Raw genomic sequence first — 19,014 nt, 5'->3', positions numbered from 1 at the left:
GCGTTCAGCCGTCGAGCCGGGGCGCGCACGCCGTCGCCCGGTCCAGCAGGAGCCTCCGCTCCCGCTCGTTGCGGGTGAGCGACGCGGCCCTCTCGAACTCCGCGCGCGCCTCCTCGCGCCGTCCCACCTGCTCGAGCAGATCACCCCGGGCGCTGGGCAGGAGGTGGTACCCACGGAGCGCCGGGACGTCGACCAGGCGATCGACCAGCTCCAGGCCGGCCGCCGGGCCGTAGGCCCGGGAGACGGCCATGGCGCGGTTGAGCTCCACCACCGGGGACGGCGTCAGCGCGGCCAGCGCCTCGTAGAGGGCGGCGATGCGCGCCCAGTCGGTGTCCTCGATCGTCGCCGCGCGCGCGTGGCAGGCGGCGATCGCGGCCTGCAGCGCATAGGGCCCGAGCGCCCGGCCCTGGTCCGCGGCACGACCCTCGGCGCGGTCGAGCGCGGCGAGCCCGCGGGCGATCAGCATGCGGTCCCAGGTGCTGCGGTCCTGCTCGGTCAGCAGCACCGGCTCACCGGCCGGGCCGACGCGGGCGGCCAGCCGCGAGGCCTGGATCTCCATGAGCGCGACCAGGCCGTGCACCTCCGGCTCGCGCGGTACCAGGCCCGCCAGGATCCGGCCCAGACGCATGGCCTCCTGGCACAGGGACGGGCGCACGAGGTCCTCTCCCGCCGTCGCGGAGTAACCCTCGTTGAAGATCAGGTACAGCACCTCGAGGACCGACCCGACCCGCGCGTCGAACTCGGTGCCGGCCGGCATCTCGAAGGGCACGTGCGCGGCGGTGAGCGTGCGCTTGGCCCGCACGATCCGCTGCGCCAGCGTCTTCTCGGGCACGAGGAAGGCGCGGGCGATCTCGTCGGTGGTCAGGCCGCCGACCAGCCGGAGGGTGAGCGCGACCCGGGCCTCGCGGGAGAGCACCGGGTGGCAGGCGATGAAGATCAGCCGCAGGACGTCGTCCTCGACCACCTCGTCCAGTTCGGCCGCCCAGTCGGGTTCGTCGGCCTCCTCGAGGTCGCGCCCGAGCAGCTCCGTCTTGCGCCGGAGGTTCGCCGACCGGCGGAACGTGTCGATCGCCCGGTGCTTGGCGGTGGCCATGAGCCAGGCGCCCGGCTTGGCCGGCACCCCGGTCCCGGGCCACTGCTCGAGCGCCGCGACGAGGGCGTCCTGCGCGAGCTCCTCGGCCAGGCCGACGTCGCCGGTGACGCGGGTGAGGGCACCGATCAGCCTGGCCGACTCCATGCGCCAGACGGCGTCGACGACGCGGTGCAGGTTCGCCGTCGACGCCGCCGGCGCGGGCGGCAGGGTCACGCGCCGCGCTGAGCCACGGCCTCGCGCAGCTCGTTCTCCTTCTCCTGCAGCTCGGGCGTGAAGGCGTCACCGAAGTCCTCGGCGACCGAGAAGGGACGGATCTCGAGCTCACCACCGCGGAACGGCGCCTTCTTCGCCCACTCGATCGCCTCCTCGCGGGAGGAGACCTCGAAGACCCAGTAGCCGGAGACCAGCTCCTTGGTCTCGGCGAACGGGCCGTCGACGACCGTGGTGTTGCCCTCCGCGTCGAACTGCACGCGGGCGCCGTACGAGCTCGGGCGCAGGCCGTCGCCGTCCAGCATGATGCCGGCCTTCACCAGCTCCTCGTTGTAGGCGCCCATCGCCTCGAGCAGGTCCGTGCTCGGCAGCTCGCCCCGCTCGCTGGCCTCGGTCGCCTTGACGATCACCATGAAGCGCATTGCGGTCTCCTCCGGTCGGGACGGGGGCCGGTCCTGCCGACCGGCGTGGACCCCGTTCTACCGAGACGTCGAACGACCCTCGCCCGGATCGACACGACGACACAACAATTTTCCGGGCGGTCGATCGGGCGGCGGCCTCGGGTAAGCGCTCGGCATGCAACCGTCGGAGAAGCACCCCGCGGACGACCCCGAGACCGAGGGGCTGGCCAGGCGCCTCGACAAGCCGATGGGCATCCTGGGGTTGGTCTTCGTCCTCGTCGTCCTCGGGCAGTCGCTGGCCCGGGACGCCTGGCTGGTGACCACCCTCAGCGTCCTGGGATGGCTGGCCTGGGTCGTCTTCGTGGCCGAGTTCGCCTACCGCGCCGTGAGCGCCCGGGACCGACGGCGGTTCTGGTCGCGGAACTGGTGGCAGCTGATCTTCCTCGCCCTGCCCTTCCTGCGGTTCGCCCGCGCACTGACCCTGCTGCGTGCCGCACGGGTCGGCGGAGTGGTGTCGGCCGCCGTGCGCGGTTCGCGATCGGCCGGGCGGCTGCTCTCCGGGCGGCTCGGCTGGCTCACCGCCGTCACGGGAGTGGTCATCCTGGCCGCGAGTCAGCTGCTCTACGTCGTCGGCGCCTATGACGCCTACGGTCCCGCCCTCTACGACGCCGCGCTGGCCACGGTCAGCGGTGAGCCGCTCACGGCCGACGGAGGTCTGGCCCGCGTCCTGGACGTCGTCCTCGCGGTCTACTCGGTCGCCGTCTTCGCCACCGTGGCGGGGGCCCTCGGCGCGTACTTCCTGGGCCGCGAGCGGGCCATCGGTCTCGGGGGACCTGCGTTTCCCGGCGCATCGGACGACGCCGTCGCGGGCAGTGGCACCCGGTGACGATCGACCTCCTCCTGCTCGCCGGGGGCGTCCTGGGCATCGGGATCGCGGCCCTCTCCACCCGGCTCCGGCGGCTGCCCCTGTCGGAGCCCCTCGTCGGCCTCGCCGTCGGCGTTCTCCTGGGCCCGGCCGTCCTGGGCCTGCTGCCCCTGGCGCCGCTGACCGAGGACCACACCTGGGCGCACACCGCGACCCGCCTGCTGCTGGCGATCTCGGTCATGAGCGTCGCGCTGCGCTACCCCTTCGGCGCGGCCCGGTCCCGGCTGCGTCCGGTGCTGATCCTGCTCGCGGTCGCGATGCCGGTCATGGCGCTGGTGACGGCGGGCCTGTCTGCGGCGCTGCTGGGGCTCGGCCTGGGGTCGGCCGCGCTGCTCGGTGCGGCGCTCTGCCCGACCGACCCCGTGCTCGCCTCGAACGTGGTCACCGGAACACCGGCCGAGGAGGACCTGCCCGCCCGCGACCGGCAGATCCTGTCGCTGGAGTCCGGGGCCAACGACGGCCTGGCGTTGCCGATCGTGCTCCTCGCCGTCGCCCTGGCCGGTCCGCTCACCGGTGGTGCGGCCGTCCTGGAGTCGCTGTGGCAGGTGGCCGGAGCCGTGGCCGTGGGGGCGCTGTTGGGCTGGCTGGGCGGCCGGGCGCTCCGGTCCGGCGAGGAGCACGGGGCCACCGATCCCGGTCCCCTGGCGCTGTTCACCGTCGTCCTGGCCTTCGCCGTGCTCGGGCTGTCGGGGATCATGAAGGTCGACGGCGTGCTCGCCGTCTTCGTCTGCGGCCTGGCGTTCAACGTCGTGGCCACCGGCGCGGAGCGGACGACGGACGCGCCGATCGACGAGGCCGTGAACCGGTTCCTCGTCGTCCCCCTCTTCATCGCGCTCGGCGCCGCGCTGCCCTGGTCGGCGTGGGCCGAGCTCGGGACGGCGGGCGTCGCCCTGGCGGTCGGTGTCCTGGTGCTCCGGCGGCTGCCCGTGGTCCTGCTGCTGCGGCGCCCGCTCGGGCTGGGCCTGCCCGACGCCCTGCACCTGGGCTGGTTCGGGCCCATCGGGGTCTCGGCGATCTTCTACCTGTCCATGGAGGCCGAGCGGCTGGGCGCCGAGCCGACGGTGATCGCGGCGGGCACGCTGGTGGTCGCGGCGAGCACCGTCGTGCACGGGATCACCGCCGCGCCCGGGCGGGCCCTCTACCGCAGGGCGACCGAGCCGAAGGAATCCCCCACTCAGGCCTGACGCCCGTAGTGGTGCGCCGCCGCGTACGCGGCCAGCACGTCGCCGGTCGAGCCGCCGACCCGCAGGAACTGCTCGTCGAGGACCCGCGCGAAGTCGGCGATCGCGGTGCCCAGCAGGTCGGCGGCGACGCGGACGTCCGTCCGTGGTGCGGTGCGGCCCGCAGCGCACAGGTCGGATGCGACCGAGAGCATGGCCGGCAGCGCCGCCTCCTCGACACCGTCCCGGAAGTAGTAGGTCTCGCTGTACTGCGTGACGTCGACGCGGGCCTGGACCAGCCCACCCGCCAGGCCGTCCAGCAGCGGGGCGGCCAACGTGGACTGCGGGTCGCCGAGGAGCTCTCCGGGCGGCACGGTGCGCAGCAGGGCGAGTCGCACCGCGAGCACCCGCCGCCGACTGAGTGCGGGATACACCTGCAGCACCCAGGTGACCGATGCGGTGAGCAGGGCGAACCCGATGAGCCCCTGCATGGGGACGACGATCCGGAGCCAGCCGGCCTGCGGCACGATGTCGCCGAAGCCGAGGGTCGCGAGCGTGACGGTGGAGAGGTAGACCGCGTCGAGCACGGCGCTGCGCTCGCTCACGTCCACGCCGCTCTGGAAGAGGAAGCCCTCCGGGAGGTGCGGCAGGTACACCAGGGCACCGCCCCCGATGATGAGCACCAGCCACATCCCGATCACCAGGGCCAGGGCGAGCGGTCCCGTGAGCACCCCTGCGGCCCCCTGGTCGCGGCGGCGCCGGCCGAGCCGCCAGAGGCCGCGCATCACCAGGTGGCTGAGGTCGCCGCGGCCGCTCGGGTGCCAGATCGTGTGGAAGATGTCGCGGAGGGCCACGAGCACGACCACGGCGCCGACCCCGGTGAGCAGCCAGTCGATCCAGAGCATTCTCCGCAGTCTGCCCAACGACGGTGCCTTCGGGCGGCGCGGGTATGGGCGGGACCATGTGGTTCGACTCCTGGTCCGACATCGCACGCGTGCTCGCCGTCGGAGCGGCTGCCTACGTCACCGTGGTGGTGGTGCTGCGGTTCTCCGGAAAACGCACCTTGGCCAAGCTCAACGCCTTCGACTGGGTGGTGAGCGTGGCCTTCGGCTCGACGCTTGCCACCATCCTGCTGAGCAGCGACGTGGCCTGGGCCGAGGGTGCCGCGGCGCTGGCCCTGCTGGCGGCACTGCAGTTCGCGGTGGCCTGGACGACGGCCCGCACGACACGTGGCCGCGCGACGGTCACCGCCCGTCCGACGCTGCTGCTGGAGGACGGCCGTCCCCTCCCGCAGGCGCTCCTGCGTCAGCGGGTGACTCTCGACGAGATCCGCCAGGCGGTGCGTTCCACCGGCAGCGGCGACCTGTCCGACGTGGCGGCGGTCGTGCTGGAGTCCGACGGCTCGCTGAGCGTGATCTCGCGCTCGAGAGCCGGGGACCGCTCGGCACTCGAGGGCGTCGGCACGACGTCCTGAGACGACGAGTGCCCCGCCGGCGGACCGGCGGGGCACTCGGGACGTGCGGTGGATCAGGACGTGCGGTGGATCAGAGGGCCGCGCCGCAGTAGATCGTGCCCGGCTCGGTGACGATGTCGCCGATCCAGAGGGCCACCTCGGTCGTCGCGAAGTCGACGCAGATGTCCTCGATCGGGGCGGCCTCGAACTCCGGGTAGGTCATCTCCTGCTCGTCGATGCCGACGACCTTGTACTCGGCGTCGCCGGCACCGCAGTCGACGGTCTCGAACTCGGTCTCGCTGGTCATCTTCACGCAGTCGCCGACCTCGGGGTTGCCGAGTCCGAAGCCACCCGTGAAGTTGTACGCGGCGACCCCGCCGACGACCACGACGGTGCCGGCGATCGACGCCCACTTCTTGGCGCCGCTCTTCTGCTCGGGCTCGGCCGGCGCGGGGTAGCCACCCTGGACAGGCTGCTGGGCGGGCGGCTGGATCTCGGACGTGGTCATGGCGGGTCTCCCGTGCGGTCGGCTGGCGGTGCGGGTCGCGGTGCGGGTCGCGGTGCGGGTCGTGGTGCGGGTCGCGGTGCGGGTCGTGGTGCGGATCGCGGGGAAGCTTCACCGACGGGGACCCGCCGGAGGGCACACGTTCAGTCACGGTGCGGTAACGAACGGTTTCGTCCGCCCCACCGGACCGCCGTGCGTCATACCGGCACAGCCGGGTAGGGGCCGGACATGGGGAATGCGGCGGCCGGGGGTTCGCGGAGCGGCTGGGTGTCCACGTCGAGCGAGCCGACGACGGCTCGGCCAGCATCCGGTTCGAGGCGCGGGAGGAGCACCTCAACCCGGCCGGCACCGTGCACGGCGGCGTCCTGGCGACGCTGGTGGACACGGCCATGGGGACGGCGGTCCGTACCGTGGCCGGCGACGGTGACGTGCCGGCCACCAGCCAGCTGACCGTCACCTACCTGCGGCCGGGCAGGCCCGGGGAACTCGTGGTGACGGCGCGCCTGCGCACCAAGGGCGAGCACCTCACGGTCTGCGAGGCCGACGTCGAGCAGGAGGACCGCGGCCTGGTGCACGCGGTCGCGACGTTCGCGCTACTGCACCACTGACTGCACCGCTGACGCCGGCACCGCCGGGTGGCCCGGTCCCATCGATTCGTCGGAGGTCTCGCTGGCGGTGAGGTAGAGGACCAGCCACACGACGAGGACGACGACCAGGACGCCGACGGCGACGAGTGCGACCAGCCGCCGTCCGCTCGCACCGCGGCGGGTGACCTCGTCGGGATCGTTCGAGCGGCGTCCGCCGTCCGGCGGTTCGGGGGCCTGCGTCATGCGTCCTCCCGGTGACAGGTCGACCAGTCGATGTGTCGACCTGTCGATCATCCCCCTCGTCGAGCCGAGGGGGGTGGCTCCCCCACCCGGAACCCGCGGCGTCGCTGCCGGACGGGGACTAGTCGGGACTAGTCGAACGCCACCGCGCGTTCGCCTCCGGCATGACCACTGCGACCTGGAACGGCACCGTCATCGCCGAGTCCGACGACATCGTCACCGTCGAGGGCAACGCGTACTTCCCGCGCGAGGCCGTGCGCGACGACGTCCTGCGTCCATCGGACACCCACACCGTCTGCCCGTGGAAGGGCACGGCCTCCTACTACTCCCTCGAGGTCGACGGCCAGGTGAACCGGGACGCCGCCTGGTACTACCCCACACCCAAGGACGCCGCGAAGGAGATCACCGGGCGGGTCGCGTTCTGGCGAGGCGTGCAGGTCCGCTGATCCTCCCGCAGGGGTCGGGAGAGGATCCCGGCCCGGCCGGGACGTCGACTCATGTGCCCGACGCCGGTCCGCCCCACCGTGGAGGCATGACCACCACCGTCACCACCACGGAGCGACCGACCGACCGCGGGGCGACCGACGCCCGCACCACCCGCATCGGCGCCGGCATCGGCGTCGCGAGCATCGTGCTCGTCGCCGCCGGTTTCGCCATCGCGGCGCCCACGCACGCCACGATCACCTCCCCGAGAGCGAGGTCGTGGCCTTCTACACCGGCGCCGGCCTGGCCAGGACGCTGACCGGCGGCATCATCGAGGTGCTGGGGCTGGTGCTCTTCCTGGCCTTCGCCGCGCTGCTGACCTCGCGCGTGCGGGGCTCGGCCCTGGCCGACGGGCTGCTGGCGCCCACCGCCCGGATGGCGGCGACGGTCTACGTCGCCGTCTGCCTCGCGCCGGGGATGTCGGCCGGCGCCGCGGCGCTCTGGCTCGCCTCCCACGGCACGACGGACCCGGCGGTGCTGACCGCGCTGAACGACCTGCGGTCCCTCAGCTACTTCATCGCCCTGGTCCCGTTCGCCCTGTTCCTCGCGGCGACCGGGGCGGCCGCACGGGCGACGCGCACGCTGCCCCGGTGGGCCGGACCCTCGGGGATCGCCCTGGGAGTGGCCCTGGTCGCCAGCCTTCCCTTCGCCGCCGACGGCCCCACCGACGTGCTCGGTCTTCTCGGTCTGGTGTGGGTGCTGGCGGTGTCGATCAGCCTGCTCCGGCACCCCGAGCGCACGGGCGCGTGACAGACCGTCCCGTTCGGCCCCGTCCTGGGCGACGATGCGGCCATGCCCACCCCGGCTGACCGACGGCGCACCGCGCGGTCGGCTGCCCTCTGGGCGACGGTGCTCGCGACGGCGGTGTCGGCTCTCGCCGCCGCCGTCGTCGCCTGGCGCGCCGGTCTGGGGCAGGAGCAGGCCCGGATCGTCGAGGCCGTCGTGGTCCCGGCCTGCTGCGGCGTCGGCGCCCTGGTCCTGAGCGGTCGCCCGGGTCAGCCCGTCGGCCGGGCACTCCTCGTCGGCGGCGCGGCCTGGGGACTCGCCTCGCTGCCCGTCGAGCTGCTGGTGGACCGGCTCGCCACCGGGACCGACGCGCTCGCGGCGGGGCTGCTGGCCGTCGCGTTCACGGTCCGCGGGCTGGGTTGGATGCTGCTGGCCGTCCTCCTGCCCCTGCTGTTCCCCGACGGCGCGTCCGGTGTCTGGCGGTGGTGGCTGCGCCTGGCCGCCGCCGACCTCGGCCTGTTCGCGGCGATGATGCTCGCCCAGCCGACGCTGGTCGACGACCGGCTGGCCGCGATCGACAACCCGATCGGCCTGCCGAGGTCGCTCACCGCCGTGTGGGAGGCCACCGCGCTGGTCGTGGCCGCCCTCGGCGCGGCCTGCCTGGTCGCCGGCCTGGTCGCGGTGGCCCGTCGCTGGCGGCACGGCGACGCGCTGGTCCGGCAGCAGGTCGGCTGGTTCGCGCTCGGCCTGGTGGTGGCGGTGGCCGGGGTGGTCCTCCTGTTCTCGGGGGTGCCCGCGGCGCCGGTGTTCTCACTGGCGGTGGCCGCTCTGCCGATCGCCGTCGGGGTCGCCGTCCTGCAGCACCGCCTCTACGAGCTCGACGTGCTCGTCAACCGGGCGCTGCTGTGGACCGTGCTCACCGCGGCGGTGGTGGCGGTGTACGTACTGGTGGTGGCCGGCGTCGGCGCGATGCTGGACGAACGCGGGGCCGGCTGGCTGCCGTGGGCCGCGACGGCCGTGGTCGCCGTGGCGTTCCAGCCGCTGCGCGAGGTGATCCAGGGTGCGGTCAACCGGCTCACCTTCGGCGCCTGGGACGACCCGCAGGCGCTGGTGCGGTCGCTGCACACCCGGCTGGAGCAGGCGACCAGGCCGGAGCGCGCGCTGCCCGACGTGCTGGCGGCGACCGTGCAGTCGCTGCACCTGGACCACCTCTCGGTCACCACGGCAGAGGGGCAGCCGCTGGCGTCCGCGGGCGGGCCGCCGGGCGATGCCCCCCGCCGGCTGCCACTGGTGCACGCCGGCACGCCGGTCGGCGAGCTGGTGGTCGGGGGCGGGCGACGGCGCCGTCGCGACGAGGACGTGCTTGCCGAGCTGGCCGCCGCGCTGGCGCCGGCGGTCCAGGCCGCCCGGCTGCACGCCGATCTGCAGCACTCGCGGGAACGGCTGGTCGTGGCCCGCGAGGAGGAACGCCGGCGGCTGCGGCGCGACCTGCACGACGGGCTCGGCCCGGCGCTCGCGGGGCTGACGCTGAAGCTGGACACGGCGCGCAACCTGCTCGGGGACGAACCGCTGCTGCGCGAGATGCGGGCCGACGTCCAGGCGGCGATCGCCGACGTGCGGCGGCTCGTGGAGGGCCTGCGGCCCGTCCCGCTGGACGAGCTCGGTCTGCCCGAGGCACTGCGCCGGCTGGTCGACCGGACGCCGGCCGGCGGCCCCGCCGTCTCGCTGGTCACCGACGGCGCCGACTCCCCCGCCGCGGCGGTCGAGCTGGCCGCCTACCGGATCGTGCAGGAGGCGCTGACCAACGTGCTGCGCCACTCGGGCGCAGGCTCCTGCGACGTCTCGGTCCGCGGCGAGAACGGGCACCTGGTGGTCCGGGTCGCCGACGACGGGCGCGGCCTTCCCGACGATGCCGGCGTGGGCTCGGGCGCCGAGACCATGCGCGAACGGGCCGAGGAGCTGGGCGGCTCGCTGGACCTGCTGCCCCGACCCGGGGGCGGCACCGTCGTCCGCGCCGTCCGGCCGAGGAACCCGTCGTGATCCGCGTCCTGGTCGTCGACGACCATCCGCTGTTCCGCGCCGGGGTCACCGGGCTGCTGTCCTCGGTGGGCGACACCGAGGTAGTCGCGGATGCCGCCGACGGCGAGGGCGCCGTCCGCGAGGCCACCCTCACCCGCCCCGACGTCGTCCTGATGGACCTCACGCTGCCCGGGATGTCGGGACTGGAGGCGACCCGCCGGATCGCCCGGGCCTGCCCCGACAGCGCCGTGCTCGTGCTGTCCATGCTGGACGACGACGAGTCGGTGCTCGCCGCGATGCGGGCCGGGGCACGCGGTTACGTGCCCAAGGGAGCCGGCCAGGAGGAGCTGCTCGCCGCGGTACGGGCCGTCGCCGCCGGCGGTGCGGTGTTCGGTGCCGGGGTGGCCGGGCGCCTGCTCGCCGCGCTCGACCGGCCGCCGACGCCGGCCTTCCCGGAGCTGACCGACCGCGAGTCGGAGGTGCTCTCGCTGATGGCCGAGGGCTGGGACAACCGCCGGATCGCCGCCGAGCTGCAGGTCAGCGCCAAGACAGTGGCCAATCACGTGTCGCACGTGCTGGCCAAGCTGCAGGCCCGCGACCGGGTGGAGGCGGTGCTGCGGGCCCGCGGCCGGTGACTCAGCCGCCGGGGCGTGCGCCGGCCAGCTCGAGGGCCCGGGCCGCGGCATCGGGGTCGAGCCGCTGCGCGACCGACTCGGCGAAGGAGTCCCAGGCCACGTCCGGCGGAACGCCGAGGGCCTGGGCGATCTCGTCCCAGCCGACGCCGCCCCGCAGCGCCGCGCGGATGCCGATGAGCTGGCTGTCGTGGGCCTTGCGGGAGATGACCTCGCCGAGTGCCAGCAGCTCCAGCGCCTCGTAGCTGTCGAGCGAGGTGTCGATGTCCTTGATCGAGCTCCAGTCGTCCGGCCCCTCGTCGCGCACCGTGTTGAGCGCGGTGTCGCCGTTGTCGCGGCGGCTGAGGAAGTCCAGGCGGGTGGCGGCCGTGGTCAGCGTGAACTCCGCTTCCAGGGCCTCGGGCGTGATGCTCATGAGTCGTACCTTCCCCGTTCGGACCGGGGCGCCGTTCTGCCGCGCCGCGGAATGCCCGTTACCTGTTCGTGACCGGGCGGGGCGCTACGCACCGGGCACGAGGACGCACGGAGGGCCCGCACCCCGGCCGGGGTGCGGGCCCTCGGGCCCCCTCCAGGGCACCGCCCCGAGCGGGCGAGGGGTGGGGAGGAGGGGGTCCTTTCTCAGCTGTCGACGCCCACGGCCTCCTTGGCCAGCGAGGCGAGCTGGGTCTGCGCGGCGCTGGCCACGTTCGCCCGGCCCTTGTGGGTCTCCTCGTAGCGGATGACCACGCGGATGTCGTGCGGCTCCTTGAGGCCCTTGATGGCCTTCACGGCGTCGCCGACGGAGAGCTGGTCGTAGTTCTTGATCGGCAGCTCGTCGGCGGAGACGTCGCCGAGCTCCTCACGGGCGGACCTGGCGGCGTCGGCGGCGTCCTTGTCGCCCTCGCGGCGGGCGATCTGCTCGGCGCGGCGCAGCGAGGCGCTGCGGCCGGCAGTGAGCGTCTCGCGGACGGCGTCGCCCAACTGCTGCGCGCGGTCGGTCACCGCGGCGAACCGGTCGGAGGTCTCCTCGCCGGCGTGCTTGACGGTGTCGACGGCGTTGTTGACCGTGTTGGCCCAGAACCGCACCGGCGCGTTGACCGCGCGGGCGACACCACCGGCCACCTTCTGCACCGGGGTCGGGACCAGCGCGGCCGGGCCGCCCATGGCCTCCTCGGCCAGCACGACGGTGAGCCACTCGACGGTCGCCTCGTGGGCGTCGACGAGCTTCTCGGCGAGCTGCCGGACCTTGGTCTCCTTGGCCTGGTCGGCCAGAACCTTCAGGTACCGGGCGCGGTCGAGCAGCTGGTGCTCGAGCTGCAGGTCGGTCAGCAGGGCCTCCTCGAAGGGAGCGGCCTGCTCGAAGGTCGCCTTGAGGACGGCGGTCAGCCGGCCGATCGCCGGGGTGACGACGTCCGGGACGCCACCGAGCGCGCGCAGCTGCTCGGTGATCTCGAGCGTGCGGGCCGCGGCGTTGTCGGCGTTCTGCTGCAGCTCGCGGCGGACGGCGTCGGTCCGGGCCTGCGAGACGCGGGTCCGCGCGACCTGCTCCTCGGTCTGGGTGAGCAGGACCAGAGCGCGCAGCTGGTTGATCAGCTTGGCGTTCTTGTCGGACATGAGGAAACAACTCCGTAAGGATCGGGGATGACCTGACGGTCCGGTCAATGCCCCGTCCACCCACGGTGCTAACTCCTGCAAGCGTATTGCTAGCAGTGAGCCTGGTCACGCGGTGCCGGGCCCCCGCCGGGCGTCCGCAGCGGCGACTCGGCCGGCCACCTTCGCCGTGCGGGGGATCCGCGCCGTGCGCCGCGCACTTCCACCGACACGGCGAAGGTGCGCGCACACATGCGGCGGGCGCGGCTCACGAGGCCGGCGGCAGGTATTGGTCGGCCACGCCCAATCGCTCCGCGAGGCTGTACAGCTCGGCCTCGAACATCGGCTCGGCGTCGTCGAGGGCGAACCGGAGGTGCCCGAAGATCTCCATGCAGACCATGCCGTAGAGGCGGATCCAGCAGTGCAGGAAGACGTAGGTGACGCCCAGCGGCAGCGGCACGGGCAGCTTCTCGCACCAGGTCTGCAGCTGCTCCTTGAGCTGCGGGGTGAGCTCTGCGTCGGCCGGGATCGGGAAGGGCTGCTCGAGGTAGAGCTGCGCCAGCAGGGCCGCGCAGATGCCGCCGAAACGCTGACCGGCGGCCTGGATCGGGCCGTCGCGGAGCGCCTCCACCTCGGCGCCGGGGACGACCGCCTCCAGACCGCTGCCGAAGACGAGGCCGAACTCGGCGTGGTGCGTGGTCGCCCACGTGCGGAACGCCCGACTGGCGGCGATCAGGCGCCGAGCCGTCGTGGTGGGCACGGCGTCGCGAGCGGCCTCCATGAAGTCGCTGAGCTCGTCGTAGAGGTCCACGATGAGGTTCTCGACGAGGTCCTCGCGGCTGGCGAAGTACCGGTAGAGCGCCGGCGCCGTCATCCCCATCTCCCGGGCCACCGCGCGCAGGGCCAGCCCCTCCGGCCCCTGCTCGACGAGCAGCCGCCGGGCGGTCTCCTTGATCTCACGGACCGTGTCGGCGCGCTGCCGGTCGCGCCGGCTCAGCACCTCCACCGACGGATTCGCCATCTCCACGCACCTCCGGGTTGACAAGAGTAAACGGTGTATGCACAGTGAGCACCGTTAGCTAACGCCGTTCACTCAACTCGACGTTATCACTGGAGATGCCATGTTCGAGAGCCTCGGCAGAGTGATCTACCGGCGTCGCCGGTGGGTGGTGGCACTGGCCGTCGCGTTCGTCGCGTTCGCCGGCGTCTGGGGCACCGGAGTCTTCGGCGCCATGACCGGCGGCGGCTTCGAGGACCCCGACAGCGACAGCTCGCGCGCCGTGGAGGTGGCCGAGCGGAGGCAGTTAGTGGTGGTGGTGATGTTATTGTGTTAGGGCTGCAGTGATGATTTGACAGCGATGGCCTGTAGCCAGCGAAGCCAGGCCACACGGAGTGCCATGGCCTGAGATTAATGCCTGAGCCAATGTTCTCACTATGCCTGTATTCCTAAAATAAATACAGACAGGCGGAGTCATGTACAGTGAGCTGCAGTGCCAGTCACTGCACTTCGAATTAAAACATGAGAGGCCCATGCAGGCGCCTGTTTTTGTATTTTTAACAGTGGGGTTGCTGACAAAAAGTGCCTGTACTTAGCAGAAGGCTGGGAGGAGGCCTGTGAGCCAGTGGTGGCATGAGCCACTACCAGCACATTGTATTTTACCCAAAAGGGTTTTTTAGCAGATAAACCAAGCGTGAGATGAATTCAAGACAGCGACTCCCAAAGCATATAGAATATGTTTTTGCAGTGCCATGTTGTCCTTCAGCAGAATGGAGTGAGTTTACAATTCCTGTTTCTTCACTGACAAACAAACAGTTGTTTTTACCAGCCTGACGATGCATGATTTTTGTCACAATATTTTGTTACAGAACGTCTGGTGTTTGGCTTAAGAACACGACGCGCTCCGTTCAAACAGCCCTGCCCGTCTTCACGGAAGTCCGCCGTCAGCGGGACGTCGAGACGGCGCTGGCCCGCACCATGGCGACCGCCGGGCGCACGGTGGCGGTCTCCGGGATCACGGTGGCCATCTCGCTGGCGGGGCTGCTGATCTTCCCGCAGGTGTTCCTGCGCTCGATGGGCTTCGGCGGCATGAGCGCCGTCCTCATCGCGATGCTGGCGGCGCTGACGCTGCTGCCGGCCCTGCTGGCGATGCTGGGCCCGAAGGTGGACGCCCTGTCGGTCCGCCCGTGGCTGCGGCGGGTGTTCCGGCGCCCGGTCGCCACGGCCCGCACCGAGGATCACGGCGCGTGGGCACGGATCGCGCACAGCGTGATGCGTCGTCCGGTCCTGATCACCGTTGCCACGGTGGCGTTGCTGGGCGCCCTGACCCTCCCGTTCCTGCGGGTGGAGTTCGGCGGCATCGACGAGCGGGCCCTGCCGGCCGGCACGGAGAGCCGGGTGGTCACCGAGACCATCCGCGAGGACTTTCCGGCCGACCCGTCCGGCCCGATCGAGGCGATCGTCACCCTGCCGGACGCCGTCGACTCGGCGGCGGGCGGCTCGGCCCTGCAGGCCTACGTCCAGTCGGTCGCGGCGGCCCCGGGGGTGGACGGCGCGACGGTGACCGGCGCGGCGGGCGACACCGCCCGGGTCGCGATCGCCTACGACGGCGACCCGGTGGCCGAGGAGGCGCGGGCACTGGTCAACGAGATCCGCGACGTGCCGGCCCCCGAGGGGGTCCAGGTGCTGGTCGGTGGCCAGAGTGCGGTGCTCACCGACCTGCTGGAGAGCCTCGGCTCGCTGCTGCCGTGGATGGCGCTGATGGTGGTCGCGACGACGTTCGTGCTGCTGTTCCTCGCGTTCGGCTCGATCGTGCTGCCGCTCAAGGCGCTGGTGATGAACGTGCTGTCGATCGGCGCCTCGTTCGGCGCGCTGGTGTGGATCTTCCAGGACGGCAACCTGTCCGGGTTCCTGGACTTCACGCCCACCGGGTTCGTCGAGGCGACCCAGCCGATCCTGGTGCTGGCGATCGTCTTCGGGTTGTCGATGGACTACGAGGTCTTCCTGCTGTCGCGGATCCGCGAGCAGTACGACCTCACCGGCGACAACACGACGGCGGTGGCGACGGGGCTGCAGCGGACCGGCGGCATCATCACCAGCGCGGCGCTGCTGCTGCTCGTGGTGATCGGCGCGTTCTCGCTGTCGGGGATCACGTTCATCAAGATGATCGGCGTCGCCATGCTGATCGCCGTGGTGATCGACGCGACGATCGTCCGGGTCCTGCTGGTGCCGGCGACGATGCGGCTCCTCGGCCGGGCCAACTGGTACGCGCCGCGGCCGCTGCGCCGGCTCTACGCCCGGTACGGCATCCGCGAGTCCGACGGACAGCCCGCCGTCCCCACGAAGGATCGTGAACTGGCCGTCACGCACTGACCGGACCACGCTTTGGGTACAGAAAGCACCCGCGTCCCGCGGGGCTTTCTGTACCAAAGCTCGGGTCAGACCGACGCCGTGGAGTGCCGCTCCACGCGGACCGGGGGCCGCGGCGTCACGTTGAAGCGCAGGACCGGCTGGGTGTCGTCGTCGAGCAGGTGTTTGGGAGCGAGGCGTACCCGGCGCGCGGGCAGGGACGACGGGGGCAGCGACTTGCCGCAGCCGACGCAGTAGCGCCCGCGCTGCTCGACGGCGTTGCAGTGTGCGCACGTCATGGTGCCTCCTCTGGTCGGCGGGCAGGCCGTTCACCCGTGGGCGGAGAATCGCAGGCCGAGCGGCCGGGCAGGAGAGGTTTCCGGCGCTTGGGACGACCTGTAACCAGACCGTCATGGATGAAGAGGCTCAAGTGACCAGGGCGGATACGCGGACGGCGGCGCTGGCGCTCGCGCTCACCGCGGGTCTGCTCGCCGGCTGCACGTCCGGGTCCGACGGCGAACCGGAGCCCACCGCCTCGTCGTCCCCCGGTTCGCCGCTGCCGGCGCGGCCGACGGACGCCTCCACCGACCTCGAGCCCTACAGGGGACCCCCGGACGACGCCCCGGGGAGCCTCGGACCGCTGACGACCCTGCGCGGCGTCCTCGACCTGACCGCCGCGACGCCAGGCGTCTTCGCCCGGGCCGACGCCGCCGTCGCGACCCCCGACGGCGGGGCGGTGGTGCTGCTGACGCCCCGGGACCCCGACCTGCCGCACCAGGTGGTCAGCGTGGCGCCGGGGTCCCTGGCCGTCCTGGCCTCGGTCCCGCTCCCCCGCATGCACGACGTCTGGGACGTGCACCTCGCCGACGACGGCGCCGTCGTCGTCAGCGGCCAGCTGCGCACCCCGGACGGCGGGGCCTCCGGCTTCTCCGTCGTGGACCCGGCGACCGGCGCCGTGAGCTCGCGCGTCGTCGTCCCGTTGCGCCGGGGCACCGTCTCGGCGACCGGGCGCTCCGCACTGGCCGGCGGCGCGCTGTACCTCTTCTCGACGGTCGAGCGGGACGACGGCGTCGACGAGCGCCTGGTCGCCGTCGACGTCCGGACCGGCGTGGTGGTCGAGGACCGGGACGTGACCGACGACGTCGCCGCCGTGTCGCAGGCCCCCGTCGGCCGGCAGCTGGCGGGGCTCGTGGCCCGCCCCGACGGCGGGGTGACCGTGGCGTTCGACGCCTCCCCCACCGAGGTGCTGACCGACCGGATCCCGACGCTGCTGCGGTTCGACGCCTCCCTCCGGCCCGACGGCAAGGGGGTGCGGGCGACCGACCTCGCGGAGGGTGCCGAGACGCAGGCCGTCGCCGCCACGCCCGACGGGACGGTGTTCCTCCTGGTCGAGGTGGACGAGGGCGGGTGGATCCTGGCGATCCCCGAGGGCGGCGGCGCCGGGCCGCTGCTGGCCCAGATCGAGGACCGCATCTTCACCTACGCGCTGGTCGTCGAGCCGGCGCAGGTGTGGGCGCTGATCCCCGCCGCGGAGGGCGTGCGAGCCGTCGACCTGACCACCGGGGAGGTCCGGGGATCGATCCTGCTGGGCTGCTCGCCCCGGCTGGACGTGCGGGCACTGCTGCCGGCCCCGGGCGGGGCGCTGCTCATCGGCGAGTGCGACACCCCGCGGGAGGACACCCAGCTCCTGTGGTTCGTCGGCCCCTGAGGGCCAGGTGTGGACTACGGGAGCCGTCGGCGCTCCTGGCGGCGGTTGCGGCGGATCGACTCGACCCCCACGGTGGCGCCGACGAGCGCGACGCCCGGCACGGCCAGCCACATCGGCCAGAAGTACCCCGCCTCGCCGCTGCCGAGGCTGACCAGCAGCCAGACGGTCAGGTTGATGAGGACCGCACCGGTCCAGATGGTCCAGAGGACCTTCAGGGCGAGGTGCATGTCGGCGACGACCATGGTGTCGAGCACCTGCTTGGGCTCGATTGTTGCCGCCGCCGGGGTCGCCGCCGGGGCCGACGGCGTGGTCGCCGGCAGGTCGGTGAACAGCTTGTCCAGGTCGCCGTAGGTCACCGCGGCGTAGGCGGCGGCCAGCCGGGAGTCGTACTCGAGGAGGTCCAGGCGCCCGTCGGCGTGGTAGGCGCGCAGCCGGTCGGCCGCGGCCTGCCGCTCCGCGTCGGAGACCCGCATCTCGCTTCTCGTGGTCACGTCCTCGTCCTCGCGCCCTCCGGCCGGAACCCCTCCGGCCGCATCGTCGCACGCCTCCGCGGGCGTCCGGAACGCCTTCGGGGCCCCGCCGGTCAGCGACCGACGAGGGCCAGCTCCGGGCAGCGGGTCCGGTCGTGGCCGGGGCGGCGGCAGTGGGTGCACAGCCGCACCTCGCGGGGCGTCGGGACGACGGCGCGCGCGGCGGCCAGGTCCGCCGGCGACGTGGGCCGCAGGTCGTCGAAGTAGTCGGGCAGGCCGAGGGCGTGGGCAGCGGTGCGCAGCCGCCGGATCTCGGCCGTGGTCAGGATGGCGTCGGCCGTCACCGCGGCGCGCATGAAGTCGAGGAATCCCTCGTGCATGGCGGTGGCCTGCGCGGCGCCGAGGCCGGCCGATCCGGCCAGCCGGGTGAGCAGCTGGGCCTCTCCCCCGAGCAGGCGGCCGTCCTCGAACGCGTCGGCCACGGCGTCGACGTACTTCTGGCCTGCGCAGTCCGCGGCCGCGGCGACGCGCTCCGGCAGCCGCGACATGAGCGACGTCATCCAGGCGTCGCCGCCCTTGGGCAGCACGATGGTCCGGGTCCTCGGCGCCGCGTCGACCGGCAGCTCCGGCATGGGGCGGTAGCCGGTCATGAAGTGCAGCGGCCGGCCGTGGGCGGCCAGCATGCGGGGCAGCAGCCCCGCGATCGTCCGGACGTCGGCCATCGCGGCGTGCGCGCCCGCGGTCGGCAGGCCGGCGGCGCGGGCCAGCGTCGTCAGCTTGTGGTTGGGCGTGCGCAGCGTTGCGGCGGGCCAGCCACAGCGAGTCGAGGGCCGGGGTCAGCGGGACCTCGATGCCGGCACGCTCGAACTCGGCGGCGAGGAACCGCTCCTCGAACAGGGCGTTGTGCGCGACGACGATCGCGCCGTCCATGCGGTCGAGCAGCTCGCCGGCGATCTCCTCGAACCGTGGGGCGTCACGCACCTCGGAGTTGGAGATGCCGTGGACGAAGACCGGCCCGACGTCGCGGCCGGGGTCGAGGATCGTGGAGTACTCGTCGGCGATCCGGCCCTGCCGGTCGACGCGGGCGATCGCGACCTCGACGATCCGGTCGCCGTTGGCGGGCGAGAAGCCGGTGGTCTCGACGTCGATGACCGCGAACTCCTCGTCGAGCTCGAAGCCCGGGCCGTCGCCGCCGTAGCAGAACAGTTCGCCGCGCATGCCAGGCTCGGCGAACGGGCGCCGGTCGACGATGCGCGGCGCGGTCCGCACCGGGGGGACCGGGCCGGAGGCGTGCGTCCTCGCCCGCTGTCGCTGCGCCGCGCGCCGGCGGCCGGAGCGGATGGACAGGCCCAGCCCCAGCAGCAGGACGACTCCCGCCGCCAGCAGGATCGCGGTCACCAGCCCGGTCACGGCTTCCCTCCCCGTCGACGTGGGGGCACGTTCGCACCCCCGCTGCGACCGCAATCGGCAGGGATCCGCGGGCGGGG

Annotated in this window: 23 protein-coding genes and 1 pseudogene; 12 read left to right on the top strand and 12 right to left on the bottom strand. The window is 72.9% G+C overall.

Annotation, left to right across the window (positions count from 1 at the left end; translation table 11 throughout):
* Positions 1-4 precede the first annotated feature (4 nt).
* Together MVA48_RS00725 and MVA48_RS00720 are read right to left on the bottom strand one after the other, a co-directional pair.
* Positions 5-1,306 carry an RNA polymerase sigma factor gene (locus MVA48_RS00725; RefSeq protein ID WP_246984607.1) on the bottom strand — a complete coding sequence of 434 codons (1,302 nt, stop codon included), beginning with the start codon at positions 1,304-1,306 and terminating at the stop codon, positions 5-7.
* Positions 1,303-1,725, bottom strand: coding sequence for a YciI family protein (locus MVA48_RS00720; protein ID WP_246984605.1), 423 nt, complete (start codon positions 1,723-1,725; stop codon positions 1,303-1,305). Before MVA48_RS00720 ends, MVA48_RS00725 begins: the two co-directional genes overlap by 4 nt.
* Before the next feature lie 154 nt (positions 1,726-1,879).
* On the opposite strand from MVA48_RS00720, the gene MVA48_RS00715 reads away from it, so the two are divergent.
* A complete protein-coding gene (locus tag MVA48_RS00715; protein WP_246984603.1) occupies positions 1,880-2,590 on the top strand; it encodes a hypothetical protein in 711 nt (236 codons plus the stop codon).
* Entirely contained in the window at positions 2,587-3,813 is a 1,227-nt protein-coding gene (locus MVA48_RS00710; protein WP_246984601.1) for a cation:proton antiporter domain-containing protein, read from the top strand. The genes MVA48_RS00715 and MVA48_RS00710 overlap by 4 nt, the downstream gene beginning before the upstream one ends.
* On the opposite strand, the gene MVA48_RS00705 is transcribed toward MVA48_RS00710, so the two are convergent.
* Positions 3,804-4,694, bottom strand: a complete 891-nt coding sequence (locus MVA48_RS00705; protein ID WP_246984599.1) for a potassium channel family protein — start codon at positions 4,692-4,694, stop codon at positions 3,804-3,806. The two genes, MVA48_RS00710 and MVA48_RS00705, sit on opposite strands and share 10 nt — an antisense overlap.
* A 56-nt stretch (positions 4,695-4,750) precedes the next feature.
* Here MVA48_RS00705 and MVA48_RS00700 point away from each other — a divergent pair, with 56 nt between their 5' ends.
* Entirely contained in the window at positions 4,751-5,263 is a 513-nt protein-coding gene (locus MVA48_RS00700) for a DUF421 domain-containing protein (RefSeq protein WP_246984598.1), read from the top strand.
* A 70-nt stretch (positions 5,264-5,333) separates the two neighbouring features.
* On the opposite strand, the gene MVA48_RS00695 is transcribed toward MVA48_RS00700, so the two are convergent.
* Positions 5,334-5,750 (bottom strand): LppU/SCO3897 family protein, encoded by a 417-nt coding sequence (locus MVA48_RS00695; RefSeq protein WP_246984596.1) that lies wholly within the window; start codon positions 5,748-5,750, stop codon positions 5,334-5,336.
* Between the two features lie 260 nt (positions 5,751-6,010).
* Between MVA48_RS00695 and MVA48_RS00690 the strand changes: the two genes are divergently transcribed.
* The gene (locus MVA48_RS00690) at positions 6,011-6,355 is read left to right on the top strand and encodes a PaaI family thioesterase (RefSeq protein ID WP_256461153.1); all 345 of its coding nucleotides are present in this window, start codon (positions 6,011-6,013) and stop codon (positions 6,353-6,355) included.
* On the opposite strand, the gene MVA48_RS00685 is transcribed toward MVA48_RS00690, so the two are convergent.
* The gene (locus MVA48_RS00685) at positions 6,341-6,577 is read right to left on the bottom strand and encodes a hypothetical protein (RefSeq protein WP_246984594.1); all 237 of its coding nucleotides are present in this window, start codon (positions 6,575-6,577) and stop codon (positions 6,341-6,343) included. The two genes, MVA48_RS00690 and MVA48_RS00685, sit on opposite strands and share 15 nt — an antisense overlap.
* Before the next feature lie 161 nt (positions 6,578-6,738).
* On the opposite strand from MVA48_RS00685, the gene MVA48_RS00680 reads away from it, so the two are divergent.
* The 5 genes from MVA48_RS00680 to MVA48_RS00660 all read left to right on the top strand — a co-directional run bounded on the left by MVA48_RS00680 (position 6,739) and on the right by MVA48_RS00660 (position 10,437).
* Positions 6,739-7,020, top strand: a complete 282-nt coding sequence (locus tag MVA48_RS00680) for a DUF427 domain-containing protein (RefSeq protein WP_246984592.1) — start codon at positions 6,739-6,741, stop codon at positions 7,018-7,020.
* Between the two features lie 86 nt (positions 7,021-7,106).
* On the top strand, positions 7,107-7,316 hold the full coding sequence (locus MVA48_RS00675; protein ID WP_246984590.1) for a hypothetical protein: 210 nt from the start codon (positions 7,107-7,109) through the stop codon (positions 7,314-7,316).
* Entirely contained in the window at positions 7,277-7,807 is a 531-nt protein-coding gene (locus tag MVA48_RS00670) for a hypothetical protein (RefSeq protein WP_246984588.1), read from the top strand. The genes MVA48_RS00675 and MVA48_RS00670 overlap by 40 nt, the downstream gene beginning before the upstream one ends.
* A 42-nt stretch (positions 7,808-7,849) precedes the next feature.
* Positions 7,850-9,823, top strand: coding sequence for a sensor histidine kinase (locus tag MVA48_RS00665; RefSeq protein WP_246984585.1), 1,974 nt, complete (start codon positions 7,850-7,852; stop codon positions 9,821-9,823).
* Positions 9,820-10,437 carry a response regulator gene (locus MVA48_RS00660; RefSeq protein WP_246984584.1) on the top strand — a complete coding sequence of 206 codons (618 nt, stop codon included), beginning with the start codon at positions 9,820-9,822 and terminating at the stop codon, positions 10,435-10,437. Before MVA48_RS00665 ends, MVA48_RS00660 begins: the two co-directional genes overlap by 4 nt.
* A 1-nt stretch (position 10,438) precedes the next feature.
* Here the strand turns inward: MVA48_RS00660 and MVA48_RS00655 are convergent, their stop codons facing one another.
* The 3 genes from MVA48_RS00655 to MVA48_RS00645 all read right to left on the bottom strand — a co-directional run bounded on the left by MVA48_RS00655 (position 10,439) and on the right by MVA48_RS00645 (position 13,024).
* On the bottom strand, positions 10,439-10,849 hold the full coding sequence (locus MVA48_RS00655; protein WP_246984582.1) for a hypothetical protein: 411 nt from the start codon (positions 10,847-10,849) through the stop codon (positions 10,439-10,441).
* A gap of 203 nt (positions 10,850-11,052) precedes the next feature.
* Complete coding sequence (locus tag MVA48_RS00650) at positions 11,053-12,027, bottom strand: ferritin-like domain-containing protein (protein WP_246984579.1); 975 nt, start codon at positions 12,025-12,027, stop codon at positions 11,053-11,055.
* Between the two features lie 244 nt (positions 12,028-12,271).
* On the bottom strand, positions 12,272-13,024 hold the full coding sequence (locus MVA48_RS00645; RefSeq protein WP_246984577.1) for a TetR/AcrR family transcriptional regulator: 753 nt from the start codon (positions 13,022-13,024) through the stop codon (positions 12,272-12,274).
* Between the two features lie 100 nt (positions 13,025-13,124).
* Between MVA48_RS00645 and MVA48_RS00640 the strand changes: the two genes are divergently transcribed.
* Both MVA48_RS00640 and MVA48_RS00635 read left to right on the top strand, forming a co-directional pair.
* Positions 13,125-13,337 (top strand): hypothetical protein, encoded by a 213-nt coding sequence (locus tag MVA48_RS00640; RefSeq protein ID WP_246984575.1) that lies wholly within the window; start codon positions 13,125-13,127, stop codon positions 13,335-13,337.
* 503 nt (positions 13,338-13,840) lie between these two features.
* Positions 13,841-15,373: an MMPL family transporter gene (locus MVA48_RS00635; RefSeq protein WP_246984573.1), complete on the top strand. Its 1,533-nt coding sequence runs from the start codon at positions 13,841-13,843 to the stop codon at positions 15,371-15,373.
* Positions 15,374-15,438: 65 nt separating this feature from the next.
* Here MVA48_RS00635 and MVA48_RS00630 read toward each other — a convergent pair whose 3' ends face one another.
* Positions 15,439-15,648, bottom strand: a complete 210-nt coding sequence (locus MVA48_RS00630; protein ID WP_246984571.1) for a hypothetical protein — start codon at positions 15,646-15,648, stop codon at positions 15,439-15,441.
* Between the two features lie 131 nt (positions 15,649-15,779).
* Here MVA48_RS00630 and MVA48_RS00625 point away from each other — a divergent pair, with 131 nt between their 5' ends.
* The gene (locus MVA48_RS00625; protein WP_246984569.1) at positions 15,780-17,057 is read left to right on the top strand and encodes a hypothetical protein; all 1,278 of its coding nucleotides are present in this window, start codon (positions 15,780-15,782) and stop codon (positions 17,055-17,057) included.
* Between the two features lie 14 nt (positions 17,058-17,071).
* Here MVA48_RS00625 and MVA48_RS00620 read toward each other — a convergent pair whose 3' ends face one another.
* The 3 genes and pseudogenes from MVA48_RS00620 to MVA48_RS23880 all read right to left on the bottom strand — a co-directional run.
* A complete protein-coding gene (locus tag MVA48_RS00620) occupies positions 17,072-17,548 on the bottom strand; it encodes a DUF1707 SHOCT-like domain-containing protein (protein ID WP_246984567.1) in 477 nt (158 codons plus the stop codon).
* A 92-nt stretch (positions 17,549-17,640) separates the two neighbouring features.
* Positions 17,641-18,249, bottom strand: a complete 609-nt coding sequence (locus MVA48_RS00615; RefSeq protein ID WP_246984565.1) for a hypothetical protein — start codon at positions 18,247-18,249, stop codon at positions 17,641-17,643.
* 142 nt (positions 18,250-18,391) lie between these two features.
* Positions 18,392-18,745 (bottom strand): annotated as a pseudogene (locus MVA48_RS23880) (3'-5' exonuclease); the annotation flags it as partial.
* Positions 18,746-19,014: the final 269 nt, after the last annotated feature.

Source organism: Blastococcus sp. PRF04-17, assembly GCF_023016265.1.
In the GTDB taxonomy this organism is placed as follows: Bacteria; Actinomycetota; Actinomycetes; order Mycobacteriales; family Geodermatophilaceae; genus Blastococcus_B.
The sequence above is the reverse complement of the archived record's forward strand: the minus strand, read 5'-3'. Positions and strand labels throughout refer to the sequence as shown.

Coding starts and splice junctions, on each gene's coding strand:
- MVA48_RS00720 (WP_246984605.1), bottom strand. CDS start 1,725: ATGCGCTTCATGGTGATCGTCAAGGCGACCGAGGCCAGCGAGCGGGGC.
- MVA48_RS00715 (WP_246984603.1), top strand. CDS start 1,880: ATGCAACCGTCGGAGAAGCACCCCGCGGACGACCCCGAGACCGAGGGG.
- MVA48_RS00705 (WP_246984599.1), bottom strand. CDS start 4,694: ATGCTCTGGATCGACTGGCTGCTCACCGGGGTCGGCGCCGTGGTCGTG.
- MVA48_RS00700 (WP_246984598.1), top strand. CDS start 4,751: ATGTGGTTCGACTCCTGGTCCGACATCGCACGCGTGCTCGCCGTCGGA.
- MVA48_RS00695 (WP_246984596.1), bottom strand. CDS start 5,750: ATGACCACGTCCGAGATCCAGCCGCCCGCCCAGCAGCCTGTCCAGGGT.
- MVA48_RS00685 (WP_246984594.1), bottom strand. CDS start 6,577: ATGACGCAGGCCCCCGAACCGCCGGACGGCGGACGCCGCTCGAACGAT.
- MVA48_RS00680 (WP_246984592.1), top strand. CDS start 6,739: ATGACCACTGCGACCTGGAACGGCACCGTCATCGCCGAGTCCGACGAC.
- MVA48_RS00675 (WP_246984590.1), top strand. CDS start 7,107: ATGACCACCACCGTCACCACCACGGAGCGACCGACCGACCGCGGGGCG.
- MVA48_RS00665 (WP_246984585.1), top strand. CDS start 7,850: ATGCCCACCCCGGCTGACCGACGGCGCACCGCGCGGTCGGCTGCCCTC.
- MVA48_RS00655 (WP_246984582.1), bottom strand. CDS start 10,849: ATGAGCATCACGCCCGAGGCCCTGGAAGCGGAGTTCACGCTGACCACG.
- MVA48_RS00650 (WP_246984579.1), bottom strand. CDS start 12,027: ATGTCCGACAAGAACGCCAAGCTGATCAACCAGCTGCGCGCTCTGGTC.
- MVA48_RS00645 (WP_246984577.1), bottom strand. CDS start 13,024: ATGGCGAATCCGTCGGTGGAGGTGCTGAGCCGGCGCGACCGGCAGCGC.
- MVA48_RS00640 (WP_246984575.1), top strand. CDS start 13,125: ATGTTCGAGAGCCTCGGCAGAGTGATCTACCGGCGTCGCCGGTGGGTG.
- MVA48_RS00635 (WP_246984573.1), top strand. CDS start 13,841: ATGATTTTTGTCACAATATTTTGTTACAGAACGTCTGGTGTTTGGCTT.
- MVA48_RS00630 (WP_246984571.1), bottom strand. CDS start 15,648: ATGACGTGCGCACACTGCAACGCCGTCGAGCAGCGCGGGCGCTACTGC.
- MVA48_RS00615 (WP_246984565.1), bottom strand. CDS start 18,249: ATGGCCGACGTCCGGACGATCGCGGGGCTGCTGCCCCGCATGCTGGCC.